This window comes from Microbacterium salsuginis (assembly GCF_012524205.1).
GTDB lineage: Bacteria > Actinomycetota > Actinomycetes > Actinomycetales > Microbacteriaceae > Microbacterium > Microbacterium salsuginis.
Map to the genome: position 1 here is coordinate 717,165 of NZ_JABACI010000004.1, position 19,782 is coordinate 736,946.

Below are 19,782 nucleotides of genomic sequence, written 5' to 3' on the forward strand. Positions count from 1 at the left end.
CATGGCCATTCTCAGGCTCACGTCAATCACCTGCCAGGGGCAGGCGGAGACGTTCACCGACGAGCTGTATGTGACCTTCAACGGCACGAAGCGCTCGCTGCCGAACATGACCAAAGGGCAGACGAAGTTGCTCGGAGACGAGTTCATCTTCGAGGGGACGCGGCAGCTCAGCCTGTTCGAGAACGACGGAGACCACTGGTATGACCGCGACGATTTCATCGCGGCGCACATGATCACCGAGTCGCCGGGGGATGCGTCCCTCGAGTTCGCGACGAACAGCGGCAACGCAGCCGGCGCACGCTACACGCTCGGCGTCCGCGTGGGCGAGCCGAGCGGAACGGTCGTGCTACGCCTTCGGTCGATCACATGCGTCGAGCAGGCGGAGACGTTCACCGATGAGCTGTACGTGACCTTCAACGGCACGAAGCGCTCCCTGCCCAACATGACCAAGGGCCAGACGCTGCCGCTCAGTGACGAGTTCCGCTTCGTGGGCTCGCGGGATCTGAGCCTGTTCGAGAACGACGGCGATCACTGGTACGACCGCGACGACTTCATCGCGAAGCGCACGATCTCGACCTCGCCCGTTGACGGGACCTTCGAGTTCGTGGCAAGCAGCGGAAACGCCAAGGGCGCGCACTACTCGCTCAGCCTGAGCGTCAGCCCGGCTCCCTAGGCACGGAAAGGATTGGGATCATGCCTGTCCGAGAGAAGTTCGTCCGCGCGGGGGACTGGCGGACGCTGGAGACGTTCTGGAACGTGTCGACGACCGCCTGGCTCCAGATGCCCGCCGGCGCCGAGGTCAAGATCCGCTACTCGGGGTGGTGGTTCGGCGCCGACCGGCAGCGCACGCGGCTTGACGGGACGACGGTGAAGCGGCTGGTGATCAGCCGGTGGTCGGTGTTCACTGCTCGGCTCCAGATGAAGGTGCCGGCCGACACTGCGGTGATCTACGTGGTCGAACCGGGGAACGTCGCCAACCTCCCGCCCGGCATCTCATTCTGAGCCCGAAGCCTCGCGTCAGCGGCAACGCCGTGGCAACGACTCATGCCGAATGAGGCCGATCTGCCTGATTTGCTAGTGCCCCTGGTCTGAGCGAATCCGGGAAGCCAGCGGTTCTTGATCGCGGTTGTTAGGATTGATCCTACCAACACTTACGGAGTTAAGTGTTGGTAAGATGGTCTCATGACCACACGTACTGACAGCCTGGTCCCCATCCATGCGGTGTCGTACGAGACCTTCGATTGGCGGCCGCGTGCGCCCGAGATGCACTCGCGCGCGGAAGTGGAGCGCCAGACCGGTCCCTACGACGCCGCGATCACGCCGCCCGTCGCGACGTGGTCGCCGGTCATCTCGAGCGAGGACTCAGCCAACGTCGAGGATGCGACGCGTCAGCTGGTCGAATTCGACCACCACGCCCAGAAGAAGCTGGGCACGGACAACCCAGCGCTCGGGCCAATGACGGCGATGCTGCTGCGCACCGAGTCGGCGTCGAGTTCGCAGATCGAGCAGCTGACAACATCGGCCAAGCAGCTCGCCCTCGCCGAGATCGACGAGGGCGACAAGCAGAACGCGCTCACCGTCGTCGGCAACGTGCGCGCCATGGAAGCCGCGCTCGCTCTGGCCGACGACATCAGCGAGAACTCCATCCTTGCGATGCACAAGGCGCTGATGCTTCACCACACGGGGTTCCCTCCTGAGGACGCCGGCCGGTACCGCCAGGAGCAGGTATGGATCGGCCCAGGTGAGGCTGGTCCTCGACTGGCTGACTTCGTCGCCCCGCATCATGACCGCATCCCCGGTGCGATCGACGATCTCGTCAGCTTTGTCAGGCGTCAGGACATCCCCGTGCTCGTCCAGGTCGCTGTCGCGCACGCCCAGTTCGAGACCATCCACCCGTTCCCGGACGGCAACGGCCGGGCTGGCCGGGCGTTCGCGCAGTCGATCCTCCGGAACAAGGGTCTCGTCGGCTCAACCGCGGTGCCGATCTCGGCCGGCCTCCTCGTCGATGTCCGCAGGTACTTCGACGCGCTCTCTGAATACCGGAAGGGTGACACCGGCCCGATCATCCGCGACTTCGCCAACGCGAGCCGGATCGCCGCGACCACGGGAACGCTGCTCGTCGACGAGCTCGTCGAGCAGCTTGAGGAGTCCCGCAAGAAGATGGCAGGCATCCGTGCGGACGCCGCAGCGTGGAAGATCCTGCCCACCCTCGTCGGCCAGCCCGCGGTCAACGTGAAGTACCTCAAGCGCGCGATCGGCCTCGGCGAGATGGCCGCGCTGCGCGCGCTGGACGCGCTCACCGAGCGGAAGGTCCTCACCGAGACCACGGGGAAGAGTCGCGGTCGTGTCTGGCAGCATGGCGGCATCTTCGATGTACTCGACTCGTACGCCTCAATGATCCGCCGGATGTCAGCGCGCTGAACGAGAGCCTCGAGGGCGCCCGTCGCCCACGCGGGGGCGGGGTTTCTTCTGAGGCTCGGCCGTCCCGGCTGCAGTCGGGGTTGCCGCATGCGCCCGCGACCGAGAGCTCGAAGCGACACTCAGGGCACAATCCACCGCGGCGCTTCGGTGTTGCTCCACTCATCGGTCGAGAGTCTCGCCCACCGGCCGCGGCTTCCCGGTCGACTTCACGATCGAGATGTCGGTCGAGATTCTGAGCTCAACCCGAGCCCGCGATGTGGGTAGGGCGCGAGCAAGAACCTGAGCATCAAGCATCACCTTGGGACAGGGCCCAAATCCCGCCGTCGTTACCATGAAAAGCTCTGGTAAAGCGGGGAATTTGCATGTCCGCACGTCGTGCGTTGCTTCTGCGGTGCAGCCCCGGTGGTCCGGGATGGCATGTTGCGGAGTTCGACAGCGTCCAAATTGCAGCCGCCATCCGGAAGAGGTGGACTGCGTTGTCAGCCCACCCGTCAGCCGGGGTGATCCGTCTTGCCTCGTCAGACCGGCTGCCCGACCGGTCGGATCGTGAGCGTGTTCACATCGACGCCCGCGGGCTGATCGATTGCGAAGCCGATGGCCGCCGCGACGTGCCGTGGTGCGAGCGCGAAGTCGGGGGCTGCGCCATGCCAGAACGCGGTGTCGATCATCCCGGGGTTGACGAGCGTGACTCCGATGCCGCGGGTAGTCGCGTGGAGTCGGAGGTTCTCCGCCAGGCCCACGACGGCCCATTTGGTCGCACCGTAGAGGTTGCCGGGAGCGTTCTTCACTCCCGCGACGCTCCCCAGCAGCACGAGTCGGCCGCCTGTTGCCTCGAGATGCGGTAGCGCTGCCTTCGCCAGCAGGGCGGGGCCGAGCACGTTGGTGAGCACCATCGGCGCCCACAGCTCCGGGTCGCCTTCCGCCACAACCGCCGCGCCTGGCCGGGCGAATTGATCGCTCGAGGTGAAGCCGGCGTTCGCCACCGCCGCGTCGAGCGAACCGAAGTGCTCGACGGCCCGGTCGACCGCCGCACGGGTGTCGTGCCAGTCGGCCGCGTCCGAGACCAGGCCGAGCACGCGATCGGGTTCGCCAACCTGGTTCAGGAATGCCTGGAGCTTCTCGCCGTCGCGGCCGGTGACCGCCACCCGGTGGCCGCGGTCGAGCAGCAGGCGGGCGGTGTGAGCGCCGATGCCGCTCGTGCCACCAGTGATCAGGATCGTCTTCTGCGTCGTGTTCATGTCTTCGACCCTGCGTCTCGGGGATGCCGCGTGGCAGTTGCTGCCGAAAGGGGGGACGGCATCCCCTGGTCGAGCAGGCCGCCAGGGCGTCATGCTGGCCCCATGCCGAACACCAGATACACCGAACTGGGCGCCTTCCTGCGCGCACGGCGTGAGCGCATCCGTCCGCAAGACGTCGGGCTTTCGCCCGGTCCGCGCCGCCGGGTCCCCGGGCTGCGCCGCGACGAGGTCGCCGTTCTCGCGGGCGCCTCGGTCGAGTACTACACCGAGCTCGAACGGGGCGCCGGCTCGCAGCCATCGGATCAGATGCTCGCCGCACTCGCTCGCGCGCTGCGCCTCAGCCGCGACGAGCGCGACCACCTCTATCGCCTAGCCAATCGCCCGATCCCCTCCCAGGGTGGGACGAGCTCACATGTGCATCCTGGCATGCTCGACCTGCTCTCGCGCATTCAGGCGACCACGCCGGCCATGGTGATCACTGATCTGCATACCGTTCTGCTGCAGAACCCGCTCGCGGTCAGCATGCTCGGCGACCTGTCCGTTTATCGCGGGCGCTCGGCGAGCTTCCTCTACCGCTGGTTCACCGACCCTGCATCGCGGCGCATCTATCCCGAGGAGGACCACCGACCGCAGTCCGGCTCGTTCGTCGCCGATCTGCGTGCGGCGATCGGACGTCGCGGACCCGGAGACGCCGAGGTCGCGGAGCTGCTCGAGGAGCTGCTCGGGATGTCGCCCGAGTTCGCGACCCTGTGGGCCGCGCACGATGTGGCGGTGAGGCGGGACGAGCGCAAGCGCATCCTGCACCCCGCCGTCGGTCTGCTCGACTTGCACGTCCTCAATCTCTTCAGCGAGGACAGCCGGCAGCGACTGCTGTGGTTCACACCCCGAGCAGGCACCGACGCGGCCGAGAAGCTCGAGCTCCTCACCGTGGTTGGCACTCAAGCGATGCAATCCCCGCAAGAAGGTCCGGTCCTATGAAGTCGACGCCATTGCTGCGCATATGGCTTGCAGTGGGGGCGCTCTCTTTGATCCTCGCCGGGTGCGCGCCCTCGACGGTCGAGCCGGATCCGGCAGGTTCGCCGGCGTCGGGTGGCTCGGCGTCGGCCACGCTCGGCGAGCCGGTCGAGATGTCGACCGGCCTCGAGGCGCCGTGGGGGCTGACCTTCCTGCCGGACGGGTCGGCGCTGGTGTCGGAGCGGATCAGCGGCCAGATCGTGCGCATCGCGGCCGAGGGCGGAGATCCCGAGACCGTCGGCGTCGTTCCCGACGTGACGGTCAGCTCAGAGGGCGGCCTGCTCGGGATTGTCGCGTCGCCGCGATTCACCGAGGACCGCACGGTGTTCGCATCCGTCTCCGGGGCGGAGCAAAACCGGATCGTCGCACTCACCATCGCGGAGGATTTCCGCTCCCTCACAGTCGAGCGTGTCCTGCTCGACGGGATTCAGACAGCTGACCGCCATCACGGCGGCCGGCTTGCGATCGGACCGGACGGGCACCTCTGGATCGGCACCGGAGACGCGTTCGAGCCCGAGAACGCCGCGACGGCCGACTCGCTGAACGGCAAGATCCTGCGCATCGCCGTGGACGGAAGCATTCCCGACGACAACCCCGAGGACTCGCCGATCTACTCTCGCGGACACCGCAACGTTCAGGGAATCACCTTCGGCCCGGACGGCACGGCGTATGCCTCAGAGCTGGGGCACCGCACCTGGGACGAGGTCAACGTGCTGCGGCCGGGTGCCGACTACGGCTGGCCGGCAACCGAGGGCATCGAGGGATCGAGTGGCGAGCCCCCGATTGCCACGATGCGCCCTGACGAGGCGAGTCCGTCGGGCGTCGCATACGCGGCGGGTTCGCTGTGGATCGGCGCCCTGGGTGGTTGGCGGCTGTGGCAGCTTCCCGTCGACGGCGAGGCGGCGACCTCCGAGCCGATCGAGCACTTCGCGGGCGTCTTCGGTCGCATCCGGACCGTCGAAGTCGCACCAGACGGGGCTCTGTGGTTGGTCACATCCAACACCGATCGTGCGACATGGGGCGGCACTGAGCCTCGTCCCGGCGACGACCGAATCCTGCGTGTCGAGGTTGCTCAGGATTGAGGGAGCGAGCACGACAGCGGGGCGCTCCAAGGGCCCGCACGCCGGTCAGGTGGAGGTGGTGCGCTGAACGGCGCCGAGTGCTTTCATGCCGTGGACGATGCCACCACCCGCACGCAGCGCGGCGGTGATGCAGGTGGCCTCGGCGAGCTCCTCCTCTGACGCACCGTGTTCGACCGCCGCGCGGGCGTGCCCCTTGAGGCGCGCATCGCACTGCGTCGTCAACGCGACACCCAGGGCGATGAGCTCGCGTTACTTTCGCCGGATCTCGCCCTCGGCGTTGAGCACAGTGTGGTCGAAGGCGGCGAACTCAGCTCCCATCTCGCCGGCGAGCTCTCCGAGGGGTGCGGGGTGTGTTCCGACATCGGGCTGATTCTCTTCTGTGAGGTGGAGTGGTCAGTGTTGGTGCGCGAGTGAGCCTGGCCCGCTGATTGCCGGTGCCGCCAGCAGTTCGAAGTCGGGGCGGTCGCGGCGTGGAGGGCTGCATACGCGGACGCGGGTGGACACCTTGTCATTGGAATTCGCACCGGATATGGCGACGAAGCGGCTCGCGCGCCACGCAGCGGCGCCCGCTCTTCTCAGCGACGCCCGCGGGGGCCCGGTACGACGAATACTGGAACGCTCCCGCCGCCGTCTCAGTCTTGTCGTCCGGATCCACTGCTCTCTCAGATGATCGCGGGGCGACCCGGTGGTTTGACCTCCTTCATCTGAAGGGCGCGGAATCACTCGTCGAGCACAACCACCCGGAGTTCGGCAATATCCCCGTAGTGACCACGCACGCACACGGGTGGGACGCATGACCTACGTCGGAACGGTGCCCAACCATATCGCCAGCGAGAGACATCTATCGCTGGCCCAACCCGAGCCTCTACCCGCCGGGTGGCGTCATTCGGAGTCGATCACGGTTTCGTCAGGTGCGGCGGTACTCGGCCACAGCGATATTCGGCACGAACCCTGATCGAACACCACGCGCAATGTCAGTGTGCGCGAGCAACACGCTGACTGATGTCAGTGGGTCCATTGCTCGGGGTCTGGGAACGATGGTCAAGACAGATGTACGGCCGGCGGTCGCACGCTACGAGGCCCCTCGCGTTGGAGAGTTGTATCGACCGAGCTGCGTCGTTCATTGGTCTCGGACGACCTCGACGGCATTCGCCTCGACCGAAGTGGGCAGCGCCACCCCTTCCTCCGCCGTTCCGCGACGCGGCCGCAGCCCGAACCAGATGAAGACGACGCTGACGAGCGTCACCGTCACGTTCACGATCAAGGCGAGACTGATGCCCGCGGTCTGAATCGCCTGGGTCGCGGCGATGGCACTCAGGATCGGGATGCCAACAGTCAGCGCCACCTGCTGCGTCATCGAGGTGAGCCCGGACGCGAGGCCCTGCTCCTCATTGGGCAGACCAGAGGTCGCGGTCACGGTGAATGCGACGATGGCCGAGACGTGTGCGAAGAATCCGACGAAGAGGGCGGCGATCAGGATGGCGAGGGCGATGGGGTCGCTGCCGAGGAAGGCCAGCGGGAGGGTCGCCAGCGCCTGAACGGTCAGGCCGACCACCAGCACCCGGCGACTGCCGAAGCGCCCGATGAAGCGACCGGCGGTGACGCCCGCGAACACGGCGGCGAGACCCGGGATGCCGAAGACGAGACCCGTGACGAAGGCGCTGAAGCCGAGCACATTCTGCAGATAGAGCGTCATCAGGAAGATCATCCCGGTCTCCATACCGAAGATCAGTAGGCCGGCGTAGTTGCCCCACTTGACCGAGGGCCGCCTCAGGATGTGCACGGGTGCCAGCGGTGCCGGCGAGCGCAGCTCGATCAGCCAGAAGAGCACGAGCAGGGCGATGCCGATCACGGCGGCGATGAGGTTCCACTCGATGATGGCGTAGATCAGTGCAAGGAGTCCTGCGGACACCGTCACAGCGCCGGGCACGTCGAGCCTCGGCCGCTCCGGCAGCCGACTCTCGGGAATCAGAGCCACGGTCAGCACGATCACGGCGAGCGCCACCGGCACATTGATGAAGAAGGCCGCGCGCCAGCTGAGAAGCTCCACGAGGGTGCCGCCGAGCAGGGCGCCGATCGTGAATCCGCCCGACAGCAGGGCGCCGTTCAGCCCGAGCGCGCGGTCGCGCAGGGGGCCCTCGGCGAAGGTCGTCGTGAGGAGCGACAGGCCGGTGGGGATGGAGAAGGCGGTCGCGAAGCCCTGCAACGTCCGGGCCAGCAGCAGCACCTCGGGGGTGGTGGCGAATCCGCCGAGGAGCGAGGCGCCGGTCAGCAGCACCATCCCGAGGATGAAGAGCCTGCGGCGGCCGAACAGGTCGGCCATCCGCCCGAAGGTCAGGGCGAATCCGGCGGCGGGAAGCGCGAACGCGGCGGCGATCCAGGGAAGGGCCGTCACAGCCATTCCGACGCCGGCGCCGACCTCCGGCAGCGCGACGTTCAGGATGGCGAAGTCGGCCGACAGCATGAAGCCCGACGCCAGCAGGGTGAGCAGGATCATTCGCTGCCTGCCGGTGAATCTGGGTCGCGTGATAAGCGTCGTCATCCTTGGTTCCCCTTCTCGAGCACTGCAATCATAGGGTTGCACATGCGTATAATGGATGCAACTATACGGTTGCACTTGAAGAGGCCGTGTCGACCAGGACAGAACCTCGGCAGCGCCCGCCCTCACCCCAGCGGCGCGCGCGTAGCATGAGGGGCTGCTCCTCCAGACCGTGACGTACCACCGCGAAGAAAGGCAGACGCTGTGCCGCAGCACGATTTCGACAGTCTCACCGAGGCCGACCTCCGGGACGCGGGGAGTGTCAAGTGGACGATGTTCCCCGACACCATCGGTGCCTTCGTGGCCGAGATGGACTTCGGTCTTGCTCCCGCCGTCAACGGTGCGTTGAAGGCAGCGCTCGACAGCGGGCTGACGGGATACCTGCCGCAGCGGGTGGCGCAAGACATGTCGGAGGCGACCGCCGCCTGGTACGCCGACAACTACGGGTGGGAGGTGCCGGCTGACCGCGTCCACCACGTCCCCGATGTCATCGCTGCTTTCGAGCTGGCGATCGAGAAGTTCACCGAACCGGGCAGCGCGGTCATCGTCCCTACGCCCGCGTATATGCCGTTCCTCTTCGTGCCTCAGCTCCACGGACGTGACGTGATCGAAGTCCCGAGCATCGAGATCGACGGCCGCATGACGATGGACCTCGACGCGATCTCGCGCGCCTTCGATGATGGAGCGGGGCTCGTGGTCCTGTGCAACCCGCACAACCCACTCGGCACGGTGTTTCGTCGGGAGGAGCTCGTCGCGCTCTCGGAGGTCGTCGCAGCCAACGGAGGCCGCGTCTTCGCCGACGAGATCCACGCGCCGATCGTTTACAGCCCTGCGAAACACATCCCATACGCCTCGGTATCGGACGCTGCTTCCTCCCACACCATCATGGCGGCGTCGGCGTCCAAAGCATGGAATCTCGCCGGCCTGAAGTGCGCGCAGGTGATCCTGTCGAATGACACGGATGCTGCGACATGGGAGTCGTTCGGCATGTGGGCCGGGCACGGCACGTCGACGCTGGGAGTGCTCGCGAACACCGCCGCGTACTCGGCGGGCGGTGAATGGCTCGGCAACGTCCTGGAGTACCTCGACGGCAACCGCCGCTTGCTCGCAGACCTGCTTCGCGAGCATCTTCCCCTCGCGCGCATGATCCTGCCCGAAGCGACGTACATCGCCCTGATCGATTTCCGCGCCTATCAGCTCGAGGGCGACCTCGGCGAGTGGTTCCGAGAGAACGCAGGAGTGGCGATGACCGACGGTGCAGCGTGCGGCGAGGCCGCCGTCGGCCACACCCGCTTCGTGTTCGCCCTGCCTCGGCCGTTGCTCGAGGAGGCAGTCTTGCGTATGGCGCGCGCCGTGGACGCTCACATCGCCGAAAGGGACGCCGCGGCCTAGACGGGGCGACTGCGCGGCCTTGACCCTGACGCTGCGTCAACTCTTACGCTGACGGCGGAGGGAGGAGTCATGGCCGTCATCGAAGCGTCGGAGCAGGACCTGCGCAGCATCCGAGTCGCCCTGAAGGCCCCGGCGCGCCGGACGGTGGTCGTGGACGACCTCGAGAACATCGCGACGGCGGCGCGCTCGGGCGTCGAGATTCGCGCTGTGTTCTCGACTGACGAGTTCGAGGCTCCCGAAGCGCTCGACCTGCCTGTGCGGCGGATCAGCCGAGGTCGCGCTGCAGAGCTCTTCGGCAACGAGAGGCTGTCTCGCACATTCGCGCTCGCCGTAGCGCCGGCATCCGCCTCCCTTGATGACCTTCGGAGACGACCCGGGGACATCGTCGTGCTGGACGGTGTGCGCTTGGCGGGGAACATCGGGGCAGTGGTGCGCACAACGGTCGCACTGGGCGGAGCGGGGGTCGTCCTGCTCGACTCCGGGCTGCCGAGCATCTTCGATCGGCGCCTCGTTCGAGCGAGCCGAGGGTTGATCTTCGCGCTGCCGACCGTGACCACGAGTCCGCACAGGCTGCTGTCGTTCCTGCGCAGTGCTGATCTGCCCCTGTTCGTCGCGGACTCGCACGGAACCATGAGTGTCGAAGACTACGCCCGGGTGGGAGGACGGACCGCGGTCGCATTCGGCAGCGAGCGGCGTGGCTGCTCGGCTATCCTTCGTGCCGCGGCCGCGGGGATCGTGTCCATCTCCACCTCCGCCGAAGTGGATTCGTTGAACGTCTCGGTGGCTGCAGGGATCGCGATGCACGCGCGTCGCCACCACAACAGAGAAGATGCGCGTGTACTCGCTCACTGAGCTCTGCCGACGCACGGGCATCAGCGCGAGGACGCTGCGCCACTACGAGCGGCTCGGTCTTCTTTCGCCGACGGCGACCACCGAGCATGGTCGACGCTTCTACGGCGGGCGCGAGCTCGAAGTGATCGCGGAACTGCAGATGCTCGGCATCCTCGGGCATGCGCTCAGCCGACGACCTGCCGTCGGACACCTCGATGAGGTCTGTCGACAGCTTCAGCGGCACCTCGACGCGATGGAGCAGTCAGTGGCAGCGATTCGCGCCGAGATCTCCCGATTGGCCCGTCCAGGGGAGGGATGCCTGGGCGACGAGGTTCTGCTGGGCGTCATCCGGGCGCTTGTCACAGGGACGGCAAGCGCGCGAACAGCATGACCACTGGCACATGCATCCATCGCACGGTCGGCGTACCGTTCCAGAGCCTGCCCCTCGCGACGCGAGGGCCGGATCGATGAGACCAGGCACAGGGACCTCACGCTTCGCAAGGGAGTCTTCATGGACATTCAGACGCTCCGTATCGGGACCAGCGGCGCGACGCTCGAAGCCGAGAGCTGGGGCGCGAGCGCCGATCCGCCGGTGCTGCTGATCGCCGGCACCTCGTGTACGCGCGATTGGTGGCCGCCGGAGTTCTGTCGCCTTCTGGTCGCACGCGGCTGCCGGGTGATTCGGTACGACCAACGCGATACCGGGGCGGCGTCGCTCTGGCCCGTCGGGCAACCGGATTACACGCTCGATGACATGGTGATTGACGCGATCGCGATCCTGGACTCCTTGGGCGAGGATCGTGCGCACGTCGTCGGGTTCTCTCAGGGAGGCTGGGTCGCCCAGCTTCTCGCCCTCGACCACCCGGATCGGATGTCGTCGATGACACTCATCTCCTCGCGCCCGACCCCGCACGGGGCGGCAGATCCCGATCTGCCCGAGGTCTCGGAGCGACTGCTCGCCGGCTGGGAGGCGATCTCAGAGCCTGATTGGGATGACGAGGCGGCGGTCATCGACTTCTACGTCGAGAACGAAAGACTGCTGGCCGGCGATGAGTTCGATGCGGATGCCGCGAGACGTATCTGTTCCGCGGCCGTTGCCCGCAGCGTCGACGCGCGAACGGCAGGCAACCATCCTTATATGCGCAGTGTTCCGCGCTGGCGCGAGCGCCTCTCGCAGATCACGGTGCCGACAGCGGTCTTCCACGGCACGGCTGACCCTCTGTTCCCGCTGGAGAACGGATCGGCTCTGGCGCAGGAGATCCCGGGCGCATCGTTCACGGCGCTGACCAGGGTGGGTCACGAGTTCCCGAGTGCTACGTGGCCGGCGGTGGTCGAACACGTCAGTCGGCAGGTGCGGGGGCATGCCTAGGCAGAGCTCCACGCGGCTGCCGTTGGGTCGGCCCTCTGAGCCTGCCGTGACCAACGGCACATGCGCGCCCGGATGTCCGGTCCTAGCGTCGGAGCATCGAGGAAGGATGGATCCATGAACCTGATGAGCCTGTACCCGGTCCTGATGACAACGGATGTCGCGTCGACGGCGGACTTCTACCGAACGCACTTCGACTTCGAGGTCGCGTTCGAATCGGACTGGTACGTGAGCCTCCAACGCGGCCGGTGGGAACTCGCGGTGCTCGACGCAAGTCATGCCACCATCCCCGACGGATACCGGAACGGTGCCGCCGGCGGCCTGCTGCTCAACTTCGAAGTGGACGATGTCGACGCCGTGCACGATCGACTCGTTGCGGCCGGCCTGACCCCGGTGCGTCCGCTTCGTTCGGAGGACTTCGGTCAGCGCCATGCGATCTTCGCCGGCCCGGACAACGTGCTCCTGGACATCATCACGCCGATCGCGCCGACCGGGGAGTTCGCCGACCAGTTCTCCGAGTCGGCCCTGGCCGAAGCTCACGCAGGCGCGCACGAATAGGCCATACCGGGTGCACGGTCCCGCGGCTGGGCATCCCCGGTATCGGTCCCGTCAGCCGCCCGGCCCGACGGGGTCGATCGGGGCACCATCCCCGTTGTCGGGCAGGTCCCCGCGCTCGACCGGAGCGGCCGGAACCTTGGGGAGGTCGGAGAACAGGAGCTCCAGTTCGGCACCTGACGGCACGTGCACGGCCTCGGCCGCCGCCAGAAGATCCTCGGACGGGACGTTGTTCATCCCGGTCACCATGATCAACGCACCATCACGAACCGTGACGTACTCGTGCACGCCGCCGCCCGACCTGTGCCAGATTCCATCCTCCTCGGTGCACGTCACAGCCGCGTCGGATGCATCCCACAGCGGTATCTCGGCGCAGGAAGCCGCCGTCAGTTCGCCGCGGTCCGTACGGATGGTCAGCATGGCGCCCGTCGCCTGATTGAACCAGGTGGCCGACATCCCGTCAGCGGCACCGGTGCCGACCGACTGCGGCGCCAGATCGTAGCCGTCCACCTCGGTCGTATAGACGAGTTCGGGTGCGATGCCGACGGCACTCGCTCGCGCGGCGATCGTGTCCGGGTCGGCGACATCCGTTCCCGGCATCGCTGAGGCACACCCACCGAGCGACACGGCGACGACAGCGACGGCGACGCTCAGGGCCGCGGGCGCGATCGCACGGAGCGGTCGGGTTCGAGCCATGAGAGCATCCTTCCTCATGCGCGCGATCCTCGCCTCGCGACACGGTTGTGCGGGATGGGCGACAGAGGTCGCCGGCACCCGCCGCCGTTAGGCTTCTGCGGATGGACCTCGTGTTTCTCCACGGCGGCGCGGCCGCCGGAAAGCTCACCGTAGCGAGAGAGCTCGGCGCGAAGTCGGGGTTTGCGGTCTTCCACAACCACCTGATCGTCGACGCTCTCACCTCCGTCTTCACCTTCGGTACGGCGCCGTTCGTCGCCCTCCGCGAGCAGTTCTGGCTGGCCACCTTCGAAGAGGCGGCCCGCAACGACATCTCCACCGTCTTCACCTTCGCGCCGGAGCCCACGGTGGGGGCTGGCTTTTCGGAGCGGGTCCGATCCTCCGTCGAAGCACACGGCGGCCGCATCCACTTCGTCGAACTGAAGGTCAGTCCGCAGGAGCAGGAGCGTCGCGTCACGCTGCCGAGCAGGGAGGAGTTCGCCAAACTCGCCAGCGTCGAGACCTTGCGCCGGCTGCGAGCCGAACAGTCGATCATCGAACTCCCGCCCTCCGATCTGACCATCGACACGGATCGCACAACGCCTGCCGACGCCGCGGAGCTGATCATCGGCACCTTCGCGCTGAGCCCCGTGGATCGTCTGCCGCGGTATCCGGACTGAGCGGAGCGCTTCTCGGATTCGGATGACGCCGAAACCGACCCGCACCCTTGTCCTAGCATGGCGCCATGACGGAGTTCCGATTCCTCTATCAGCCCGTCGACGACCTGGGTGCCTCGGTGGATTTCTACGTCGATGTGCTCGGCTTCGAGGAGGCGTGGACGGACGGCGATGTATCGGTGGGCTTGTGGTTTCCCGGGCGCGCGGGTCAGGTGATGCTCTCGACATCCGGAAAGCCGGCGGGGCCCATGTATCTGGTCGAGAGCCTCGACGAGTGGGTCGCACAGCATCCCGAAATCGCGCTCGCGGTCGAGAGGGATGCCGCAGGCATGGGAAGCGTCGCCGGGTTCAAGGACCCAGGCGGCAACGTGTTCTACATCTTCGATCAGCCCGCCCGCTGAGGGCGAGGTCTATCAGGGGCGACTCGGCCTACGGTGCAACGACGTCGGCGACTCGAGCGTGTGGTCTTCGACAGGATGCACGCGCTGGGCGTGCACCTCACTCAGATCAGCCGCCCGACCCAGGGGATCGATCGGCGGCCGTCACCGTCCTCGCGCCATCTCGAGCCTATGCGGTCTCCCGTCGGATGAGGCTCGCCAACGCGTGCGAGATGTTCTCGCGGTCGGTCTTGCCGTTGAGGAACCGGTCGGCGAGCGTCCAGCCGGTGTTATGGCCGTCAATGGCGATGGTGGTCAACGGCGGGGTGAAGAACGCGGCGAACGGGGCATCGTCCACTCCGATCACCCGAACCTGATCCGGCACGCGCAATCCCAATCGCTGGACTGCTGCCAGGGCCACACCGGCGATCTCGTCGTCGAACGCGCACACGCCGAAGATCCGGTCAGCATCGATCGCCGATCGAAATGCCTCGATCGCGCGGTCGAGATCGAACCCGAGCGAGATGTGAGTGGGAGTGGCCAGCCCATGATCTGCGGCGGATCTCGATGCCCCCAGCTCTCGAGCGTTTGCCATGACCCTGCGGGGGTTGTCTCGGCGCGGCGCGGCGTAGATGAGGTGCTGAGCTCCCCCGTCGATCAGCACGTCTGCCTGAAGCTGACCGATCTCCTCTTCCCATGGTCGCGGAAACGTCGGATCACCATGGGTTGAGGAGTAGACGTTCGGAACGCCCGCTTCGCGAAAGGCATTCAGAAGCTCCGGTGAGAGCGCTGTCAACGCCAGCACGCCGAAAGGACGGATCTCGGAAACCAACGCACGCAACGCGTCATTCGTCGCGAACTGGTGCGTGACAGGGACGTACCCGCCCTCGATAAGGCGCTCGGCGATGGCCGTCAGGAAGGGCTGCGTGACGAAGCCTGCGAGCGACGAGTCCGTGACCAGCAGAACGATTCGAGAATGACCGCGGCGCAGGGATGCCGCCGCGGCGCTGGGCACATAGCCGAGTTCGAGGGCCGCTGCCCTGACGCGATTCTTCGTCTTCTCGGGAATCGTTTGGCCGGCGACATCATTCAGGACGTAGCTGACGGTGGCCCGTGACACGCCGCTGCGCACCGCGACGTCCGCGACCGTCGCTCGACGCGGCTTTGCCGCGATCGCTTCGTCCTCGTTCATGCTCCCAGTGTGTCGTAAGGGTGCCCGCGAAGGGAGGATTGCTTAACCGATTACGTTGTCCGCTTGCACGATTAAGTGATTCGAGGCTAAAGTGACTCCCTGCCGGGTGGACCGGCGCCTCGACGGCCTGGCCGATCGCACTCGACTACAAGGGAGTATCGAATGAAGACTGTGGCATCGCGCCGAGGGCGGCGAGCACTCACCGCCGCAGCGGCGGCCCTGATGGCGATTTCACTCGCGGCGTGCAGCGGAGGCACCGGTGCCGCGTCGTCTGGATCGGGAGCCGCGAAGGACTACTCGGAACTCCGGCTGGCGAGCTCCACAGCGATGGCATCGTGGGATCCGGCCATGCAGACGAGCGCGTTCGACGGGATCTGGCAGTGGACCGCCGTCTACGACACGCTGCTGACGTGCAACGAAGACGGGTCTGTCGGGCCGGGAGCCGCGGAGGAGTTCGAATTCACCGACGACAACACGAAGCTGACCATGACGCTCCGGGAGGGCATGACCTTCGAGGATGGCAGCGCCGTGGATTCCGCTGCCGTGAAGGCGTCGATCGAACACATGCAGACGGGCGGGGGCTCCGGCGCCGTGCGCGTTGCCGGAATCACTGTTGAGGCCCCGGATGACCGCACGGTCATCCTGACGTCGCCCGCCCCCCGGGGGCTGCTCGCGACCTACATGTGCCTGAGCCCCGGCATCGTCGCTTCTCCCGGCGCGATCGCTTCGACGGATGTCGACTCCGTCCCGGTGAGCTCCGGGCCGTACACGTTCGACGGGGCGGCATCGACGAGTGGGTCGGTGATGACCTTCGTCAAGCGAGATGACTATTGGAACGCCGACGCGTATCCGTACGAGAAGATCGTCGTCAACATCATGTCCGACGTCACTGCTCGACTGAACGCCCTGAAGACGGGACAGGTGGACGGAGCGACGCTGTCGGCCGAGACCGTCGCCGAGGCAGAGGCATCCCGCCTCTCGATCACCGAGTGGGTGGACGCCACAAACGGCATCGTCATCTTCGATCGCGACGGTACGTCCGTTCCGGCACTGCGGGACGCGAAGGTCCGGCGGGCGATGAACATGGTCTTCGATCGAGAAGGCATCGCTGCCGGTCTCTTCCAGGGTCGTGTCGACACGACGAATCAGATGTTCGGTCCGCACGCTGAGGGTTACGACCCCGAATTGGAGGAGGCCTACCCGTACGACATCGAGGCCGCGAAGGAGCTGATGGCCGACGCCGGGTATGCAGACGGCTTCACCATCGAGATCCCCTCGAGGACACCCCAGACAGACCAGGCGAACCCCCTGATCGTTCAACAGCTCGCCGAGATCGGGATCACCGTGACCGAGACACCGATCGCTGGCGCGACCGCCGTGCAGGAACTGCTCAGCGGCAGGTTCCCGATGACCTACATCAGCATGCCGCTGTCCTCGGGCCTGTGGGGCGTCGAGCAGGAGATCAGCGAGAGCGCGACGTGGAATGTGATGAACAACACCACGCCAGAGCTGAAGGCACTCACCGATGCGGCGCAGGTGGCGCAGGGTGACGATCTCACCCAGACGCTGCGGAAGATCAATCAGTACGTGGTCGACAACGCCTGGTTCGTGCCGTGGACGCTCCGCAATGCATATTTCGGTACGTCGGGAGGCGTTTCAGTCGACGGGACCCCAGACCCGTACTTCCAGATCCCGCAGCTGAAGTCATTCAATTAGGTCCGACGCGAGAGGTATGTCCAGATGTTGACCTTCGTCGTCAGGCGAGTCGCGTTCAGCCTTCTGCTGGCGCTGGGTGTTTCGTTCGTGACGTTCGTGCTGATCTCCAGCAACGGCAGCGCCATCGCTCGAACCATCCTCGGAGTCGACGCGAGTCAGGCTCAGGTCGACGCGAAGGCTGCTGAGCTCGGTCTGGACCGTCCGGTCGTGGCGCAGTACGCCGAGTGGATGCTCGGCGTCCTGCGCGGCGACCTCGGGGTCAGCTACTACACGGGTGAAGCTGTCACGAGCATCATGGCCAACCGCATTCCGGTGACTCTGGCGCTGGTCGGGATCGCGATGCTCCTCACCGCGGTCCTGAGCGCGCTCCTCGGAATCGCGAGCGCTGTCGCAGGTGGATGGATCGATCGGGCGCTGCAGATCGTCGCGCTCATCGGAACGGCGATTCCGAACTTCATCGTCGCCATTGTCCTGGTCATGACGCTCGCAGTGGGAGCAAGACTCTTCCCGGCGACCGGATTCGTCCCCTTCCAAGTAGACCCCGCCGCGTGGGCACTCAGCCTGATCCTCCCGGTCACGGCCGTCGTGATCGCATCGGTGGGTCCCGCATCCCAGCAGTTCCGCGGAGCCGTCAAAGATGTCATGGAGAAGGACTTCGTCCGAACCCTCCGCGCTCGGGGCATGCGGCCCCGTGCGATCGTCTTCGGGCACGTCTTCCGCAACGCGGCCGGTCCGGGCATCATCATCCTCGGTCTGCAGATCATCGTGTTGATGGGCGGCGTCGTCGTCATCGAGCGCGTGTTCTCGCTGCCGGGCGTCGGAGAACTGACAGTGACCAACTCCCTGCTCGGCGACATCCCCGTCGTCCTGGGGTGCGTCCTGTTCATCATCGTCGTGGTGGTCATCGTCAACCTCGCGACAGACCTCGCGAATGCTGCCCTCAACCCGAAAGTGAGGCAGCGATGAGCGAAGCCGTCGTCACGCCGGTGCCGATCGTCGCGTCGCGCGCCGAGATCCGGCATCCGTTCCGGCGCCTATTGAAAAATCCGTTGGGGATCGTGTCTCTGGTGATCCTCGCCGCAATCGTGCTGGTGGCCATCTTCGCGCCGTCGATCGCCCCGTTCGACCCGAACGCCACGCGCGTCGAACTGACCAACGCTCCGCCTTTCACGACGGAGTACATCCTCGGGGGCGACTCCGCGGGCCGCGATGTGCTCTCACGGCTGATCTGGGCGACCCGCGGCACCTTGCTGGCGAGTATCACCGTGCTCGTGGTCTCCGTGATGGTGGGCGGTGTCTCGGGGCTTCTCGCCGGGTATTACAGCGGTCCCGCGAAGACGGTCGCGAGCTGGGTCTCCGACGTCCTCCTCGCCCTCCCGGGGGTCGTCCTGCTGATCGCGCTGTACGCCGTCATCGGCCCCAACATTCTGCTCGCGATGGCGATCTACGGCTTCATGGTTGCCCCGATCTTCTACCGGCTCGTGTCGGGCGTCGTCGCCGGCGTGCGACAGGAGCTCTACATCGACGCCGCAAAGATCTCGGGTCTCAGTGACGTGCGTATCATCTTCCGACACGTCGCGCGCGCGGTGCGGTCGCCGATCATCATCCAGAGCGCCTTCATTCTCGGCGCGGCGGTGGGCATCCAGGCCGCGTTGGAGTTCCTCGGGCTGGGCAGCCCGAGCGAGCCGTCGTGGGGCGGGATCCTCGACTTCGCATTCCGAAACATCTACGTCGCACCGACAGGGGTCCTCTGGCCGGCCCTCGTCGTCACGATCACGGTGCTCGCCTTCGTCCTTCTCGGCAATGCTCTGCGAGACGCGCTGGATCCCGCGTCGAAGCGAGTCACCCTCAGCCGGCGAGCGCTGCGAGGGTTGCGCTCGGCGTCGTCTCCGCTCCCGACGGGTCCGGAACCGAGTGATCCCGCCCTGGCGCTCCGCATTCGCGGACTCCGCGTCGCGTACCCGACGAACCGCGACGAGCACCGAGAGGTGGTGCGCGGGGTGGACCTCGACGTCCGCCGAGGCGAGATCGTCGGACTCGTCGGCGAGTCGGGATCTGGCAAGTCGCAGACGGCCTTCAGCGTGCTCGGCGTGCTGCCGCGCAACGCCATCGTCCTCGGGGGTTCCGTGCTGTTCGAGGGCGTCAGCATCCTCGATGACGAAGATCGCCTGCGTGCCGTGCGGGGAACGAAGATCGCATACATCCCCCAGGAGCCGATGACGAATCTCGACCCGGCGATGACGATCGGGACGCAGATGCAGCGCTGGCTGCTCGCGACCCGAAGGATGCCGAAGGCCGAGGCGCGGCGCCGGATCATCGGTCTCCTCCGACGCGTCGGCATCGAAGACGCCGAGGACGTCGTCCGTAAATACCCGCACGAGATCTCCGGCGGGATGGCGCAGCGCGTCCTGATCGCGGGCGCCGTCGCCGGAGATCCGGAGCTCATCATCGCCGACGAGCCGACGACGGCACTCGACGTGACAGTGCAGGCGGAAGCCCTGGATCTGATCAGGGAGCTGCGCGACGAGCGGGGTCTGGCCGTCCTCCTCGTCACCCACAATCTCGGAGTCGTGTCCGACATCTGCGATCGAGTGGCGGTCATGAGAGATGGGCGCATCGTGGAGAACACGCCGACGACAGAGTTCTTCGGCGGCCCGCAGGCCGAGTACTCGCGCGAGTTGCTGCGCGCGGCGTCGGAACTCGAGTAGGG

Annotated in this window: 21 protein-coding genes; 16 read left to right on the forward strand and 5 right to left on the reverse strand. The window is 66.5% G+C overall.

Features of this window, described 5'->3' with window-relative positions; all coding sequences use genetic code 11:
- Window position 1 precedes the first annotated feature (1 nt).
- The 3 genes from HF576_RS15100 to HF576_RS15110 all read left to right on the forward strand — a co-directional run bounded on the left by HF576_RS15100 (window position 2) and on the right by HF576_RS15110 (window position 2,421).
- On the forward strand, window positions 2-673 hold the full coding sequence (locus HF576_RS15100; RefSeq protein ID WP_168913606.1) for a hypothetical protein: 672 nt from the start codon (window positions 2-4) through the stop codon (window positions 671-673).
- 20 nt (window positions 674-693) lie between these two features.
- Window positions 694-1,002 carry a hypothetical protein gene (locus HF576_RS15105; RefSeq protein ID WP_168913607.1) on the forward strand — a complete coding sequence of 103 codons (309 nt, stop codon included), beginning with the start codon at window positions 694-696 and terminating at the stop codon, window positions 1,000-1,002.
- 180 nt (window positions 1,003-1,182) lie between these two features.
- Complete coding sequence (locus HF576_RS15110) at window positions 1,183-2,421, forward strand: Fic family protein (protein ID WP_168913608.1); 1,239 nt, start codon at window positions 1,183-1,185, stop codon at window positions 2,419-2,421.
- A 518-nt stretch (window positions 2,422-2,939) separates the two neighbouring features.
- On the opposite strand, the gene HF576_RS15115 is transcribed toward HF576_RS15110, so the two are convergent.
- The gene (locus HF576_RS15115; protein ID WP_168913609.1) at window positions 2,940-3,659 is read right to left on the reverse strand and encodes an SDR family oxidoreductase; all 720 of its coding nucleotides are present in this window, start codon (window positions 3,657-3,659) and stop codon (window positions 2,940-2,942) included.
- Window positions 3,660-3,761: 102 nt separating this feature from the next.
- Here HF576_RS15115 and HF576_RS15120 point away from each other — a divergent pair, with 102 nt between their 5' ends.
- Both HF576_RS15120 and HF576_RS15125 read left to right on the forward strand, forming a co-directional pair.
- The gene (locus HF576_RS15120) at window positions 3,762-4,637 is read left to right on the forward strand and encodes a helix-turn-helix transcriptional regulator (protein ID WP_168913610.1); all 876 of its coding nucleotides are present in this window, start codon (window positions 3,762-3,764) and stop codon (window positions 4,635-4,637) included.
- On the forward strand, window positions 4,634-5,755 hold the full coding sequence (locus tag HF576_RS15125; RefSeq protein WP_168913611.1) for a PQQ-dependent sugar dehydrogenase: 1,122 nt from the start codon (window positions 4,634-4,636) through the stop codon (window positions 5,753-5,755). Before HF576_RS15120 ends, HF576_RS15125 begins: the two co-directional genes overlap by 4 nt.
- Before the next feature lie 45 nt (window positions 5,756-5,800).
- Here the strand turns inward: HF576_RS15125 and HF576_RS20870 are convergent, their stop codons facing one another.
- Entirely contained in the window at window positions 5,801-5,977 is a 177-nt protein-coding gene (locus tag HF576_RS20870) for a carboxymuconolactone decarboxylase family protein (RefSeq protein WP_205835259.1), read from the reverse strand.
- On the opposite strand from HF576_RS20870, the gene HF576_RS20140 reads away from it, so the two are divergent.
- Entirely contained in the window at window positions 5,921-6,169 is a 249-nt protein-coding gene (locus tag HF576_RS20140) for a hypothetical protein (protein WP_205835378.1), read from the forward strand. The two genes, HF576_RS20870 and HF576_RS20140, sit on opposite strands and share 57 nt — an antisense overlap.
- A gap of 706 nt (window positions 6,170-6,875) precedes the next feature.
- On the opposite strand, the gene HF576_RS15135 is transcribed toward HF576_RS20140, so the two are convergent.
- Complete coding sequence (locus tag HF576_RS15135; protein WP_205835260.1) at window positions 6,876-8,297, reverse strand: MFS transporter; 1,422 nt, start codon at window positions 8,295-8,297, stop codon at window positions 6,876-6,878.
- A 201-nt stretch (window positions 8,298-8,498) separates the two neighbouring features.
- Between HF576_RS15135 and HF576_RS15140 the strand changes: the two genes are divergently transcribed.
- The 5 genes from HF576_RS15140 (at window position 8,499) to HF576_RS15160 (ending at window position 12,441) form a co-directional block, all read left to right on the forward strand.
- Window positions 8,499-9,686: a MalY/PatB family protein gene (locus tag HF576_RS15140; RefSeq protein WP_343234299.1), complete on the forward strand. Its 1,188-nt coding sequence runs from the start codon at window positions 8,499-8,501 to the stop codon at window positions 9,684-9,686.
- Window positions 9,687-9,755: 69 nt separating this feature from the next.
- Entirely contained in the window at window positions 9,756-10,538 is a 783-nt protein-coding gene (locus tag HF576_RS15145; protein WP_168913612.1) for a TrmH family RNA methyltransferase, read from the forward strand.
- Window positions 10,522-10,908 (forward strand): MerR family DNA-binding transcriptional regulator, encoded by a 387-nt coding sequence (locus HF576_RS15150; protein ID WP_168913613.1) that lies wholly within the window; start codon window positions 10,522-10,524, stop codon window positions 10,906-10,908. The genes HF576_RS15145 and HF576_RS15150 overlap by 17 nt, the downstream gene beginning before the upstream one ends.
- Before the next feature lie 120 nt (window positions 10,909-11,028).
- Window positions 11,029-11,886 (forward strand): alpha/beta fold hydrolase, encoded by an 858-nt coding sequence (locus tag HF576_RS15155; protein WP_168913614.1) that lies wholly within the window; start codon window positions 11,029-11,031, stop codon window positions 11,884-11,886.
- 114 nt (window positions 11,887-12,000) lie between these two features.
- A complete protein-coding gene (locus HF576_RS15160; RefSeq protein ID WP_168913615.1) occupies window positions 12,001-12,441 on the forward strand; it encodes a VOC family protein in 441 nt (146 codons plus the stop codon).
- Window positions 12,442-12,492: 51 nt separating this feature from the next.
- Here HF576_RS15160 and HF576_RS15165 read toward each other — a convergent pair whose 3' ends face one another.
- The gene (locus HF576_RS15165) at window positions 12,493-13,134 is read right to left on the reverse strand and encodes a hypothetical protein (protein ID WP_168913616.1); all 642 of its coding nucleotides are present in this window, start codon (window positions 13,132-13,134) and stop codon (window positions 12,493-12,495) included.
- A gap of 101 nt (window positions 13,135-13,235) precedes the next feature.
- Here HF576_RS15165 and HF576_RS15170 point away from each other — a divergent pair, with 101 nt between their 5' ends.
- Both HF576_RS15170 and HF576_RS15175 read left to right on the forward strand, forming a co-directional pair.
- The gene (locus HF576_RS15170) at window positions 13,236-13,790 is read left to right on the forward strand and encodes a P-loop nucleotide/nucleoside kinase family protein (protein WP_168913617.1); all 555 of its coding nucleotides are present in this window, start codon (window positions 13,236-13,238) and stop codon (window positions 13,788-13,790) included.
- Between the two features lie 65 nt (window positions 13,791-13,855).
- Window positions 13,856-14,188: a VOC family protein gene (locus HF576_RS15175; protein WP_168913618.1), complete on the forward strand. Its 333-nt coding sequence runs from the start codon at window positions 13,856-13,858 to the stop codon at window positions 14,186-14,188.
- A 166-nt stretch (window positions 14,189-14,354) separates the two neighbouring features.
- On the opposite strand, the gene HF576_RS15180 is transcribed toward HF576_RS15175, so the two are convergent.
- The gene (locus HF576_RS15180) at window positions 14,355-15,356 is read right to left on the reverse strand and encodes a LacI family DNA-binding transcriptional regulator (protein WP_168913619.1); all 1,002 of its coding nucleotides are present in this window, start codon (window positions 15,354-15,356) and stop codon (window positions 14,355-14,357) included.
- Between the two features lie 222 nt (window positions 15,357-15,578).
- Here HF576_RS15180 and HF576_RS15185 point away from each other — a divergent pair, with 222 nt between their 5' ends.
- Genes HF576_RS15185 through HF576_RS15195 form a run of 3 tightly spaced genes read left to right on the forward strand, consistent with a single transcriptional unit; the run spans window position 15,579 to window position 19,780 of the window.
- The gene (locus HF576_RS15185) at window positions 15,579-17,072 is read left to right on the forward strand and encodes an ABC transporter substrate-binding protein (protein WP_168913620.1); all 1,494 of its coding nucleotides are present in this window, start codon (window positions 15,579-15,581) and stop codon (window positions 17,070-17,072) included.
- Window positions 17,073-17,096: 24 nt separating this feature from the next.
- Window positions 17,097-18,038 carry an ABC transporter permease gene (locus HF576_RS15190; protein ID WP_168913621.1) on the forward strand — a complete coding sequence of 314 codons (942 nt, stop codon included), beginning with the start codon at window positions 17,097-17,099 and terminating at the stop codon, window positions 18,036-18,038.
- A complete protein-coding gene (locus tag HF576_RS15195) occupies window positions 18,035-19,780 on the forward strand; it encodes a dipeptide/oligopeptide/nickel ABC transporter permease/ATP-binding protein (RefSeq protein ID WP_168913622.1) in 1,746 nt (581 codons plus the stop codon). The genes HF576_RS15190 and HF576_RS15195 overlap by 4 nt, the downstream gene beginning before the upstream one ends.
- Window positions 19,781-19,782 lie beyond the last annotated feature (2 nt).

Coding starts and splice junctions, on each gene's coding strand:
- HF576_RS15125 (WP_168913611.1), top strand. CDS start 4,634: ATGAAGTCGACGCCATTGCTGCGCATATGGCTTGCAGTGGGGGCGCTC.
- HF576_RS15135 (WP_205835260.1), bottom strand. CDS start 8,297: ATGACGACGCTTATCACGCGACCCAGATTCACCGGCAGGCAGCGAATG.
- HF576_RS15160 (WP_168913615.1), top strand. CDS start 12,001: ATGAACCTGATGAGCCTGTACCCGGTCCTGATGACAACGGATGTCGCG.
- HF576_RS15175 (WP_168913618.1), top strand. CDS start 13,856: ATGACGGAGTTCCGATTCCTCTATCAGCCCGTCGACGACCTGGGTGCC.
- HF576_RS15180 (WP_168913619.1), bottom strand. CDS start 15,356: ATGAACGAGGACGAAGCGATCGCGGCAAAGCCGCGTCGAGCGACGGTC.
- HF576_RS15190 (WP_168913621.1), top strand. CDS start 17,097: ATGTTGACCTTCGTCGTCAGGCGAGTCGCGTTCAGCCTTCTGCTGGCG.
- HF576_RS15195 (WP_168913622.1), top strand. CDS start 18,035: ATGAGCGAAGCCGTCGTCACGCCGGTGCCGATCGTCGCGTCGCGCGCC.
- HF576_RS15100 (WP_168913606.1), top strand. CDS start 2: ATGGCCATTCTCAGGCTCACGTCAATCACCTGCCAGGGGCAGGCGGAG.
- HF576_RS15185 (WP_168913620.1), top strand. CDS start 15,579: ATGGCGATTTCACTCGCGGCGTGCAGCGGAGGCACCGGTGCCGCGTCG.
- HF576_RS15110 (WP_168913608.1), top strand. CDS start 1,183: ATGACCACACGTACTGACAGCCTGGTCCCCATCCATGCGGTGTCGTAC.
- HF576_RS15105 (WP_168913607.1), top strand. CDS start 694: ATGCCTGTCCGAGAGAAGTTCGTCCGCGCGGGGGACTGGCGGACGCTG.
- HF576_RS15145 (WP_168913612.1), top strand. CDS start 9,756: ATGGCCGTCATCGAAGCGTCGGAGCAGGACCTGCGCAGCATCCGAGTC.
- HF576_RS15155 (WP_168913614.1), top strand. CDS start 11,029: ATGGACATTCAGACGCTCCGTATCGGGACCAGCGGCGCGACGCTCGAA.
- HF576_RS15170 (WP_168913617.1), top strand. CDS start 13,236: ATGGACCTCGTGTTTCTCCACGGCGGCGCGGCCGCCGGAAAGCTCACC.
- HF576_RS15165 (WP_168913616.1), bottom strand. CDS start 13,134: ATGGCTCGAACCCGACCGCTCCGTGCGATCGCGCCCGCGGCCCTGAGC.
- HF576_RS15120 (WP_168913610.1), top strand. CDS start 3,762: ATGCCGAACACCAGATACACCGAACTGGGCGCCTTCCTGCGCGCACGG.
- HF576_RS15115 (WP_168913609.1), bottom strand. CDS start 3,659: ATGAACACGACGCAGAAGACGATCCTGATCACTGGTGGCACGAGCGGC.